The organism is Pseudoalteromonas sp. APM04, from assembly GCF_022809815.1.
GTDB classification, from domain to species: domain Bacteria; phylum Pseudomonadota; class Gammaproteobacteria; order Enterobacterales; family Alteromonadaceae; genus Pseudoalteromonas; species Pseudoalteromonas marina.
Map to the genome: position 1 here is coordinate 3086539 of NZ_CP094441.1, position 12710 is coordinate 3099248.

10 protein-coding genes are annotated in these 12710 nt (G+C 39.4%); 3 read left to right on the forward strand and 7 right to left on the reverse strand.

Annotated elements, in window-relative coordinates:
* Positions 1-183 precede the first annotated feature (183 nt).
* Both MTP24_RS14275 and MTP24_RS14280 read left to right on the forward strand, forming a co-directional pair.
* Entirely contained in the window at positions 184-2700 is a 2517-nt protein-coding gene (locus tag MTP24_RS14275; protein WP_243531820.1) for an EAL domain-containing protein, read from the forward strand.
* A 194-nt stretch (positions 2701-2894) separates the two neighbouring features.
* Entirely contained in the window at positions 2895-3107 is a 213-nt protein-coding gene (locus tag MTP24_RS14280) for a hypothetical protein (RefSeq protein ID WP_243531823.1), read from the forward strand.
* A gap of 30 nt (positions 3108-3137) precedes the next feature.
* Here MTP24_RS14280 and MTP24_RS14285 read toward each other — a convergent pair whose 3' ends face one another.
* From MTP24_RS14285 to MTP24_RS14315, 7 genes are all read right to left on the reverse strand, one after another.
* Entirely contained in the window at positions 3138-4067 is a 930-nt protein-coding gene (locus tag MTP24_RS14285; RefSeq protein WP_006791193.1) for a hydrogen peroxide-inducible genes activator, read from the reverse strand.
* Positions 4068-4149: 82 nt separating this feature from the next.
* The gene (locus tag MTP24_RS14290) at positions 4150-5418 is read right to left on the reverse strand and encodes an inorganic phosphate transporter (RefSeq protein ID WP_010556661.1); all 1269 of its coding nucleotides are present in this window, start codon (positions 5416-5418) and stop codon (positions 4150-4152) included.
* Between the two features lie 39 nt (positions 5419-5457).
* Positions 5458-6135, reverse strand: a complete 678-nt coding sequence (locus tag MTP24_RS14295; RefSeq protein ID WP_006791195.1) for a TIGR00153 family protein — start codon at positions 6133-6135, stop codon at positions 5458-5460.
* A 143-nt stretch (positions 6136-6278) separates the two neighbouring features.
* Complete coding sequence (gene phoU / locus MTP24_RS14300; protein WP_006791196.1) at positions 6279-6980, reverse strand: phosphate signaling complex protein PhoU; 702 nt, start codon at positions 6978-6980, stop codon at positions 6279-6281.
* Positions 6981-7026: 46 nt separating this feature from the next.
* Complete coding sequence (gene pstB, locus MTP24_RS14305) at positions 7027-7854, reverse strand: phosphate ABC transporter ATP-binding protein PstB (RefSeq protein WP_006791197.1); 828 nt, start codon at positions 7852-7854, stop codon at positions 7027-7029.
* Between the two features lie 27 nt (positions 7855-7881).
* The gene (gene pstA / locus MTP24_RS14310) at positions 7882-9531 is read right to left on the reverse strand and encodes a phosphate ABC transporter permease PstA (RefSeq protein WP_243531825.1); all 1650 of its coding nucleotides are present in this window, start codon (positions 9529-9531) and stop codon (positions 7882-7884) included.
* Positions 9532-9546: 15 nt separating this feature from the next.
* On the reverse strand, positions 9547-11781 hold the full coding sequence (locus tag MTP24_RS14315) for an ABC transporter permease subunit (protein ID WP_039037978.1): 2235 nt from the start codon (positions 11779-11781) through the stop codon (positions 9547-9549).
* Positions 11782-12146: 365 nt separating this feature from the next.
* On the opposite strand from MTP24_RS14315, the gene MTP24_RS14320 reads away from it, so the two are divergent.
* Positions 12147-12653 carry an ACT domain-containing protein gene (locus tag MTP24_RS14320; RefSeq protein ID WP_006791200.1) on the forward strand — a complete coding sequence of 169 codons (507 nt, stop codon included), beginning with the start codon at positions 12147-12149 and terminating at the stop codon, positions 12651-12653.
* Positions 12654-12710 lie beyond the last annotated feature (57 nt).

Consider the following 12710-nt stretch of genomic DNA (forward strand, 5'->3'; position numbering starts at 1 on the left):
CCACATCATTAAAAATCGCGCCAAGTGTATATCTATCGTCAATTAAGCTCAAGAAGCCAATCCAACTACTGTAAACCTGAGCATCCTTCTATTCGGGGGGATTATTCAAATCTACTTGTTCTTACTAACAAAACTTATTACCCTTAGTAATGGTAGTAAATTACGATTTTTAGGATCTCCTGCGTGGCAGAACAATTAAATTTGCTGATTTTAAATGCAAGCCGTGCTGAGCGCAGGGTGATTAAAGATACTTTAAAAAAGCTTAACGTATTTAGCTTTATTGAAGCAAATGATAGCCAGGAAGCTCTTAAAACTCTTAAGCAACAACCGGTTGATATTATTATCACTGGATTAAATGTGGGTAAAATAGACGGTTGGCGTTTTTCTCGTATGATTCGCTCAGGGCTATTAAAAACCCCTAAAAACACCCCTATTTTGTTGATGCCACCGACTTACTGCGAACGAATTGCAGAAACAACCGCCCGTAGTTACGGAATCGATGCTGTTTTGCCTTTTGAAAACCAAGATATGCTACCGCAAGTTCTGGCTAATGTTTTATCTACACATTTAGAAAAAAGCAGTCGACTAAACCTACTTTTGTTAGAGCCCCACGCAAATAAGGCGGAGTCGATAACTGAAGAACTAAAACTAAATTTTGCTATTACACATGTCACAACGTGTAAAGCCGCACTGAACCAGTACAACCAACAACAGTTCTCAATCGTACTGCTTGATACCACTCAAGAAAAAACCGATGAATCTAGCCTACTTGTCGAAAATATTTTACAACATAACCCAAAGCAAGCCATTGTTACTATTATAGATAGCGCTGATGCTGATTATGCCGAACAGCTTTTGTTATCGGGCGTAACCGATTTTATTCGCGCCCCTTACGAACCTTCATTTTTAAATAAAGTATGTGATCATGCCGCTCGTCGAGAAGACTTTATGGTGAGCTACGCTGAATTTGCTCAAAAAGTAGAGCAGTTAAGCGTAAGCGAAGTGAGGTATAAAGAACTATTCTCAGCTCATCAGCGCATATTATTGCACCTTAATACTGTTGTTCTTGAGCTCGACCAGTTAGGAAAAATTCGCTTTATAAATCCAGCCTGGGAAACCTTAAGTGGTTTTGGCGTTAAAACAAGCCTGCAAAAAAGCCTAACGCAATTTTATACTGGTGAATGTCAGATAAAGCTCAAAGCAACCATCGACGATATACTCGGTGGTGGGAACGATCATCAGCAAATAGAAATAAAACTCCAACATAAAAACGGTGGCCAAATTTGGGTTGAATGTAGGTTGCAGCTAATTAAAAACAGACGCAATAATGCAACGATCACTGTCACTATTGATAACATTCACGAGCGTAAGCAAGCCGAACTTCAATTACGCCACCTTGCGCTGCATGATCCATTAACTGGTCTACACAACCGATACCACTTTGACCAAGAGCTAAGTCGTATTTGTAAACCCAAACATACTCACAGCGATGTTGAGCATGCCTTGATTTACATTGACCTTGATCATTTTAAAATTATTAATGATAGCCAAGGCCATCATCAAGGCGACTTGGTGTTAAAAGATGTGGCACAGCTGTTTAAAGACAACATTGAAAAAGAACACTTAGTATGTCGCATTGGTGGCGATGAATTTGCCGTCATTCTAAAAAATATGAACCTACTCGATGCGCACCTTATTGCAGAAGGTGTCTGTAGTGCCATAGAGCAGCATACCTTTAAGTCAAACGAGCAAAGCTACACAATAAGCTGCTCTATCGGCTTAACGCAAATTACAGTAAACAATAACGACCCTAATGAGTGTTTAAAACAAGCCGACATTGCTTTGTATATTGCAAAAAACTTAGGCCGTAACTTAGTACATTGCTATTCAAAAGAAGATGCGCACAACAATACACTTCAAACAGGTCTTGAGTGGGGACACGAAATCCGCCAAGCACTTCAACAGAATAATATTGAATTGCATTACCAGCCTATATGGGATTTTAAAGCAGAAAAAGTTGCTTACTTTGAGGCACTATTGCGCTTAAAGCATGAAGGCACTCTTATTTACCCTAATCAGTTTATTCCGTCTCTAGAAATGCTTAACGACACCTTTTTAATGGATCAGTGCGTAATTAGAAATGCAATTGCCAGTGTTGCAAAATACCCTCAACTTAGCCAAGTTGCTATTAATCTATCTGCACAATCATTCTTAGATGAACGGCTGCTACCACTCATTGAGTCGAACCTTGAAAAGTACAATGTTCCCGCCACACGGATTATTTTTGAGATCACCGAATCCGCAAGCATAAATAACATACAAGCTACACGTAAGATGATTGATAAGCTTAACTCTTTAGGGTGTCACTTTTCAATAGACGATTTTGGGACTGGCTTTAGTACCTTTAGTTATCTAAAACAACTGCCTGCTCAACATGTAAAAATAGATGGCTCGTTTGTTCGCGACATGCTTAATGACCCCATTGACCTTGCTTTAGTAAAAGCAATTAACGACATTAGTCGCTCACTCGATAAATATTCTGTTGCGGAATACGTTGAAAATAAAGAATTATTTACTACTTTAAGAGACATTGGTGTCGACTACGGGCAAGGTTACTTTATTGCTCGCCCCGTTCCTGTTGAAAAAATAAATGATGAGCTTGAAAAAATTTATCAAAATAAAAGTATTTACCAACAGTAGCCTAGCTTAAAACTAACAAATTCGAACAATTTAACGTCACTTTTTTCTTCCATTATTTTCTTTCTTGCCTATACTTTCTTTATCAGATAAAGAGGATGTCATGTAATTTAAAGGATTACGCTGTATAAACATGACATCAACCCCCAATCAATACATGGTTGATTACAAGCTACAAGGGTTTTAGGGAGGAAGGTATGGCGCAACTAGTTATATTATTACTGATAATTCACTTTATTATTGCGTACCAATGTTACAGATATTCAAGTTTAAAAGGTTACCCCGTCAAAGTGTTTACCGTATTAGGGTGCGTGCCCTACTTTAATGTAGTGGTATGGATTTACTTACTTTTTTTACCTGAACTGGAGCCATTTGAAAGCCATGTTCAAAGTCAAAAGCAGCCATTGTAGGCTGCTTTAATTTTTTAATAGCGGTTAACTTTAATTGCTTGGCTCATTAAAGTTTAAACTACATTGGCGTTGTAAAAACACCTCAAGCTGCTGGCTAAACAATTTAAAATCGCGAATACGTCCAGTAGTTTTTCGCCAAAGAATACCAATATCTCTGTAAGCATCGCTTTGCGACGGTGTGGCTACCATCTGTTTATTTTCTAAAATACCGGCATTAATGGCCATTTGTGGTAAAAAGGTCACCCCGAGCTGGTGTTCAACCATACTGAGTAATGTATGTAAGCTGGCCGCTTCAAATGGGTTAATACAACTAGAGCGGTTTAAATGACACGCACTCAGCGCGTGCCCCGTCATACAGTGCTCTCGCTCTAACAAAAACACACTTGCATCAGGTAATAGATTAAAGTCTTCTACGCCCTTTGCAGGCATATAATCTTTATGGTGCACTAAGCTAAAATGATCTTTTGCTAAAATTTGGGTATGAAACTTGTCGGTTGCATACGGTAATGCCAGTAACGCTAAATCAATGTGTCCATGCTCTAGCTTATCCAGTAATTTGTCGCTGGTATCCTCAATTAGTACCAACTCTAATTCACAAAAAGTTTGCTGACAAAAGTGATACAAAGGCGCTGCAATAAAGCTTGCAATAGTAGGGATTACGCCAACGGTTAACTTACCGCTGAGCGGCGTTAAAAAGCTTTTTGTGAGCTCTTTTAGACTGATAGTGTCGTTAATTATTTTTCGTGAACGCTCAACAACCTCTTCACCTATGCTTGTAAACATAAGACTTCGGTTTTCACGCTCAATAAGTTGGCAACCTAGCGTTTCTTCAAGGTTTTGAATGGCACTGCTTAGTGTCGACTGGCCAATAAAGCAGGCACTGGCTGCACGGCCAAAATGCTGATGCTGATGAACAGCGAGTAAATACTGAAGCTGTTTAATACTTGGAAGATTGGTCATTTTTTCTTTCCACAAATAAAAAGACCCCAATACCTAGGGCATTGAGATCTTTTCAAGCTAAAAGTCTTTTAGTACTTTTTTGTTAAACCCCAAATGCGGTTCTCAGTACGTAGAAGATAACAATAGCAAGGGCAGCACCAACTGGCAACGTTATTACCCAAGAAACTACAATGTTTCTGATAACGCTCATGTTAAGTGCACCAATACCACGTGCCATACCTACACCTAGTACCGCACCCACTAAGGTTTGAGTAGTAGAGATTGGCATACCAGTTCCTGATGCAATAACAACAGTAGAAGCAGCGGCAAGTTCTGCAGCAAAACCACGGCTAGGCGTTAAATGTGTAATGCCTTCACCAATTGTTTTAATTACTTTTTTACCTAAAATGGCAAGACCTGCAACAATACCAAAGCCACCTAGTGGAAGAATCCACCATGCAATTGCTGCTTTCTTAGCAATTTCACCGTTGTTTTCAACAATATTTACAACAGCAGCTAGTGGACCAATTGCATTAGCAACATCGTTAGAACCGTGAGCAAATGCCATACAACAAGCCGTTAACACCATTAATACCGCAAATACTTTTTCTACGTTATTAAATTGCATTTGTTTGTCAGCTTTAGGATCGATGTTTAAGCGAGAGATAGCAATTTTACCAATAATGGCAACAACCACTGCAACACCAATTGAAAGCGCATAGCCTTCAACAGAACCTAGGTTAATACCAACGTGCTTTAAACCTTTTTTGATTGTAACTAAAGCCATGATAAAACCCGCTAAACCCATGTAGATTGGTACGTAGCGTTTAGCGTTCTTTAATGGTGCATCTGTATCAAATATAAGCTTTTGCGCGCTCATGAATATTAGATACGCAATAAAGCCGGATATAGCTGGTGTAATGATCCAGCTTCCTACAATGCCGCCTACTTTATTCCACTGGATTGCTTCTGTACCCACTGCAACTAGCGCAAAACCAATGATTGCACCAATAATAGAGTGAGTTGTTGATACTGGCCAACCTAAGAATGAAGCGATTAGTAGCCATGAACCGGCGGCAAATAGCGCGGCAATCATACCTAAAACCATCAGTTCAGGAATATTCGCAAACGGTGCAGCATCAATTATTCCTTTACGAATAGTTGATGTAACTTCACCACCTGCCAAATAAGCACCAGCAAACTCAAAAACCATTGCTATTAAAATAGCTTGTTTGATTGTTAATGCTTTTGAACCTACAGATGTACCCATGGCGTTCGCAACGTCGTTCGCGCCAATACCATAAGCCATGAAAAAACCAACAGCTGCGGCAATTAAAACTAATACCGTGCCGTAAGATGCAATGATATCCATTGTATAACCTTAATCTTTCGTGTTTGAACTGATTTTAAATTAACGAGCTAACATCAGCTCAAGACGTGATCCTACGCGCTCTGCAATATCTGCAAGCTCACCAACCCATTCAATAATGCTGTATAAAAACATTACATCTACAGGGTTAAGCTCACTTTCTACTTCACGTAGTTGGCGGCGTACTTTAATTTGCATGTCATCCGTGTCTTGTTCTATTGCATCCAATTCAACGAGCATTTTTTCTACTAAGGTCACTTCGCGACCTTTAAAGCCTGTTTCTAATAGCTCTTCTAACTCGTTTATTGCTTTAGATGCTTGTTTTGTCGCATCCACACAACGAGTTAAGTAAGCCAAGAAATCAGCTTGCATTACTGCTGGTATGGTCATTTCACGACCGATTACGCGCCCAGCAATGTCTTTTGCTTTATTAGCAATTTTGTCTTGTTGGGTTACTAACTCGAGCAGATCCGTACGTTCTACCGGCATAAATAAACCGCGTGGTAACTGTAAACGTATGTCTCTTTTCATGTCATCGGCTTCACGCTCTAAATTACGAATAGTGATACGAAGCTCTTCTGCTTGTGTCCACTCTTCTTTAAAAACGTGATTAAAAAAAGGTATCAAAGCTTTACTAGCTTGATGAACTTTTTTGATGTGATCTTCCATTGGTTTGAAAGGAGATTTTGCAAAAACTCCTAAAAACGCGTTTGTAGGCATAACTGACCCTTTAATCAAATTACATGCGTGCAGCATGCGATTTTACAGTATTCACAACAATTGTGAACGGTTTTTATTATTTAACTTATAGCTAAATAAACAAAGCGGCTTATAGCCGCTTTGTTAAAATGCGCTAATGAACTTTAAAGCGATTTTTCAATATCTTCCTGTGATATATGGCGAATATCTTTACCATTTACAAAGTAGATAATGTACTCAGCAATATTCTGACAACGGTCGCCAATTCGCTCTAATGAACGCACTGACCAAACTAAATCCATGATTTTTGGAATAGAACGTGGATCTTCCATCATGTACGTCATAATTTGACGTGTTATGGCTTCATATTCACGATCAACTTTAGCATCTTCTTTGTGTACTTCAAATGCGCGCTGCACATCCATACGTGCAAACGCATCAAGTACATCGTGTAACATTTTTAAAACCTGACGACCCATATTTTCAATATTCACTAACAAATCTTGTTGATCTTTAGTGAAAGAATCGAGAGCTACTTTTGCAATACGCTCAGCTTCATCGCCAATACGCTCTAAATCAGCAATAGTTTTTGCAATAGCAATCACCAAACGTAAATCGCTAGCTGCGGGCTGACGACGCGCAATAATGCGTGTACATTCTTCATCAATGCTCACTTCCATGGCATTAACTTTGTAGTCGTTTTTACGCACTTTTTCTGCAAGTTCTGCATCGTTTGTGCTTACCGCATCAAGTGCACTACTTAGTTGCTGCTCAACTAACCCACCCATGCTTAGTACATGGTTACGAACATTTTCAAGCTCTTGATTAAAGCGACCAGAAATATGCTTATTAATATTATGTTCCATAATTACCTTCTCTCTAAATCTTGTACAACACGGTACTGTTAATTATTTAGCCGTAACGACCTGTAATATAATCTTCAGTCTTTTTCTTTGTTGGTGTTGTAAATAAGGTATTTGTATCTGAGTACTCAATCAGTTCACCCATGTACATAAAGGCTGTTTGGTCAGACACTCGCGCTGCTTGTTGCATGTTATGCGTAACAATAACCACGGTAAATTTATTCTTTAAATCGTTAATTAGTTCTTCAATAACTAAAGTCGAAATTGGATCAAGTGCAGACGTTGGTTCATCTAGTAATAAAACCTCAGGCTCTATCGCAATAGAACGAGCAATAACTAAACGCTGTTGCTGACCGCCTGATAAACCAAATGCACTGTCATGTAGTCTATCTTTTACTTCATCCCATAAAGCAGCGCCACGTAATGACTGCTCTACTACTTCGTCTAACTTACGCTTTTCTTTAATGCCTTGTAAGCGTAGACCATAGACTACATTTTCATAAATCGATTTTGGAAATGGATTAGGACGCTGAAACACCATCCCAACGTTACGGCGAAGCGCCGCAACATCTACATTTTTATCGTAAATATTTTGTCCATGAAGGAGTATTTCACCTTCAATTCGACAAATATCAACCAAATCATTCATGCGGTTAATACAGCGTAATAGCGTTGATTTACCACAACCTGATGGGCCGATAAACGCCGTTACTTGGCCTTTTGGAATATTCATATTCACTTTACTAAGCGCTTGTTTATCACCGTAGTAAAGATCGAGATCTTTAATCTCTAACGCTTTTTGCTCGTCTGTTAAATTGTCTAAATCTAACTTCATGCCCAAATTGGCTTGGTTTACTTTTGGAGCGACTGTAATCATGTTTGTTACCTATTAAATCTTTACTAATTAGTGTTCAAGCGATCTGAATTTTTCACGTAAATGGTTACGTATACCAATGGCCGTTATGTTGAGTGTGATAATAACCGACACAAGTAAAAATGCCGTTGCATATACCAGCGGGCGTGCCGCTTCAACATTCGGGCTTTGGAAGCCAACATCGTAAATATGAAAGCCTAAGTGCATGAACTTTCTGTCTAAGTGAAAATACGGAAAGTTGCCGTCTAATGGTAACGTCGGTGCCATTTTAACAACACCTACCAACATCAGGGGCGCAACTTCGCCTGCTGCACGTGCAACAGCCAGTATTAACCCCGTCATAATTGCAGGGCTTGCCATTGGAATTACAATACGCCATAGGGTTTCAACTTTAGTTGCACCCAATGCTAATGAACCGTCACGTACAGTGCTTGGAATACGTGATAAACCCTCTTCCGTAGATACAATAACCACGGGTAACGTTAGTATTGCCAATGTTAGTGCAGACCACATTACACCCGGCGTGCCAAATACTGGTGTTGGTGAAGACTCTGGGTAAAATAATTGGTCAATACTGCCACCAAGCATATATACAAAAAAGCCTAAGCCGAATACGCCATAAACAATAGAAGGTACACCCGCTAAGTTAATTACCGCGATACGAATCATTTTAGTGACCGCATTTTTAGCCGCGTATTCGTGCAAGTAAATAGCAGCAACAACACCAAACGGCGTTACTATCACAGCCATCAACATAACCATAAATACAGTACCAAATATAGCAGGGAATACACCGCCTTCTGTATTTGCTTCGCGTGGATCATCAGACACAAACTTGCCTAGTTGACCAAAGTAGTGGCCTAGCTTTGCAAAAAAGCCCATGTCGTTCGGAAACCACACATCAAGTACTTGATACATAGGGATCGTGACTATTTCGCCGCGCATATCTTTTACCGTAACATGGTCACGTTTTGCCTGTTTACGCAGTGCAAATAACTCTTTTTCAAGTTCGCCGTACTCTGCACGTAATTCGGCACGCGTTTTTGCAAGCTCTGCAACACGTTCATCTGTTAACTGGTTATCAAGTAAGTAGCTTTTCTCTTTTAAGCGTAAGCGCTCAAGTTCATAGTTGATATGACCTATATCGCCATTTTGTAAATCCAGTGCTTCATCATTTAAATCTACAGCACGCTCAACAAGGTCATATAAAACCTCTACTTTATCGCCCTCTACTGGCTTGCCATCTTTAAATACACTTTCTACATACCCGTAAAAATTACCATTTTTACTACGTTCAAATACTGCAAGCGTAGCCGGTGTAGACTTTGCTTTTATGTCGGTTTCAAGTATCCAACGAAAATCTAGAGCTACGTATTCACGGTTACCTGTTTTTATAAGTAAACGTTCAAATTCTTCTTTATCAAATGCTGAAACATCAACACCTGTCGCTGCCAAACGTTCTTTTGGTACGAGTTCACGGTCGTAAACTTCACCAATAACGGTTTGCTTGGCAATCGAGCCTTCAAGCTCAAACTGTACAACTTGAGAAGGCCAGAAAAAACTCAATCCCTTCCAGGCTATCATCGCTAATATACCTAAAACCGAAATTAAGCTGATGCTCACTGCACCGCCGGTCATCCAAATCCAAGGAGAACCAGACTTAAACCACTGCTTTACCATGTCGTGTCTCTCCACTTACATTGAGCTGTATTTTTCACGTAACTGCTGACGAACAAACTCAGCTAACGTGTTAAATACAAAGGTGAATATGAATAGTACAAAGGCGGCTAAAAACAATATTCTGTAATGCGAGCTACCTACTTCTGATTCAGGCATTTCTACCGCAATATTAGCTGCCAGCGTTCTCATGCCTTGGAAAATACTCCAGTCCATAATCGGTGTGTTACCTGTTGCCATGAGTACAATCATGGTTTCGCCCACGGCACGGCCTAGGCCCATCATTACCGCAGAGAATATACCTGGGCTTGCAGTTAATAGCACAACACGTACGAGTGTTTGCCATTGAGTAGCCCCTAGTGCTAATGAACCATTTGATAAGTGCTTAGGTACACTAAATACGGCATCTTCCGCAATAGAGAAGATAGTAGGAACCACTGCAAAACCCATTGCTATACCGACTACCAATGAATTACGTTGGTCGAATGTCATGCCTAACTCGTTTGTTAGATACTGGCGAACATTACCGTCAAACATCCACAGCTCTACTGTTTCGCTCATTGCGAACGAAAACCAACCAACAACTAATACAACAGGAATCAAAATAATTGAATGAGACCCTTCAGGTATTTTATGGCGAATACTTGCTGGTAACTTCGTCCACGCAAGTGCTGAACCTAAAATACCAATAGGTAATAAAATGAGTAAGCCAACAATTGCAGGTAAGTGCTCTTCAATTAAAGGCGCTAACCAAAGGCCCGCTAAAAAGCCTAAAATAACCGTAGGAAGTGCTTCCATTATTTCAACGGTTGGCTTTACAACTTTACGTAATCCACTCGACATAAAGTACGCAGTGTAAATTGCCGACGAAATCGCAATGGGTACTGCAAATAACATAGCGTAAAAAGCCGCTTTAATTGTACCGAACGAAATAGGCACTAGCGAAAATTTAGATTCAAAGTCATCACTTGCAGATGTTGACTGCCAAATGTATGCAGGCTCTGGATAACCTTCGTACCACACTTCTTGCCATAACGCAGACCATGTTACTTCAGGATGTTCGTTGTGAACCTCTAATACCGTTAATTTACCATCCGCTAAAATTAACGCAGCATTTGAACGTGGAGCAATTGCAAAGTATTTAATTTCGCCTTCACTTACTTTACCCTGCCACAACTTAGCTTCGCTTGTTGTGTAGTAAACACCAAGCTCACCGTTGCTGCTGGTAGTAAAGAAAGTACGACGATAAAATTCTGTAAAAATATTTAATTTGCTTTGTTTGGTTGTTTCAAACGCACGAATTTTTTGGAACTGACGACCAGCGTCTGTGTTTACTTCAAACCACTGCGATACTTCACCGTTATCATTAGCAAGCATTAATGAGTTTGCACCCGCAAGTAACTGAGCAGACACTATATTAGCGTTTTCTTCATTAGCCGATAATAACTGGATTTGCTCTACTTCACTCGGATAGCGCGTATCATAAACGTAAATTTGATTAGCTGAACGAATAAACGTACGTGTTGTATCTGGCGAAATTAAAAGCTCATCTACGCGACCTTCAACATCAAGCTCTGTTCGCTCAACAACCCACTCTACTTCACCTGTAAACATGTTTTCTTCAGCAACAAAGCTGCTAAACAAAACGCGCTTATCTGCGGTTAATGCAACAACCGCCGTTTTATCTTCATAGTGAGTAAACGCAAAACGCTTAATAGCAGCGCCTTGAGCATCAACTTCTAACGCCATTTCACCAAGCGGGTAATCAACGCGTGGCGTTAATTTGCGTTCGTTATTTGGAAAGGTAACTAAAAATTTAGGTACAACCACCATTACAGTGCCGTTTTCTAAACCATATGCGTATTGGCCCTGAAACGGTGCACTCGTTGCAAAGCTTGTTACTTCGCTTGGAAGAGCAACATTAAGCGTCTTGAGTTTTTTACCAAAACTTGCTTTTTCTACATTGTAAAAATCAACTTGGCCTTGTTGGCTTAGTAAATAAGCAACTTCGGTTTGCTCTTCAACACCTAAGCCAACTATTTGATCTGCGTTACTTACTGTGAAGCTGTCACGCTTTTCAACTTTAGCTGACTCAAAAATTGGCTGTACTACATAAAGAAGGTAGAAAAATATTAACAACAGCGCTATTAATACCATTACTCCACCGGCGGTTATGCCAAATTTGGCAAACCTGTCTTTAAATAGACGGCTTCGATCCGTATTAAAAGACGGTTTATTCGGATTGGAAGTCATCAAAACACCTTTAAATCTTAACGTTCTATAAATTATATTTCATCAAGATGACAGTAATGTTACAACGGTCATAATAAGCACTCTAATTAAAGGTATATCTAAGGTGGCATAAGTTATTGTATTAATTAAGCGTTAGATTAGTCATTTAGAAGGGAACTAAATAACAAAAATAATTGGACAAAGCATTTAACGAGGTTAATACTCAAATGGTAAATTAAGGGATGCGCTTACCTTTCTTTCATTCACGTTAAATTAATTATTAACATAATAAAATCATTAACCTATAAAAGCGCGTCAGCATCAAAACATATTTTATTTAATGCCTACGCATTTACATTCTTCGGGCTTAAAAAGAGGCACAATTTATGAAACAGTTGGTAATAACTATTTTAGGAAAGGATCGTCCAGGCTTAGTAGAAGATATTTCATCGGTAGTTTTAAAAAATCACGGCAACTGGTTATGTAGTAACCTTAGCCATTTATTAGGTCATTTTGCAGGGATTATTCAGTTAGAAGTTGCTGAAGAGCATTTTCAGGAACTGCAAAACGCGCTTACCGCTTTACCAAAACTTGAAGTGCGTATTGAAGCTGGCAATACTGAAATTGAACCTTCACCACGTGAACAAATCAATTTAGTGATCACAGGAAACGATCGCCCTGGTATTGTCCAAGAGCTCGCGAGCGTAATACGACACAAAGGAGCAAGTATTACTCATTTAAATTCTAGACAACAAAGCGCACCTAATTGGGGAGTCCCTATTTTTAGCGCTGTTGCAACCGTTACCTTACCTAACGGAATGGATAAAGACGAAGTAATTGATGCGCTTGAGTCAATAACCAGCGACTTAATAGTAGACACAGAAGAAGCATAATTTTTTATTGCGTGTCATACAAGTGACACGCATGTCATTTTAATGTCATTAAATTGT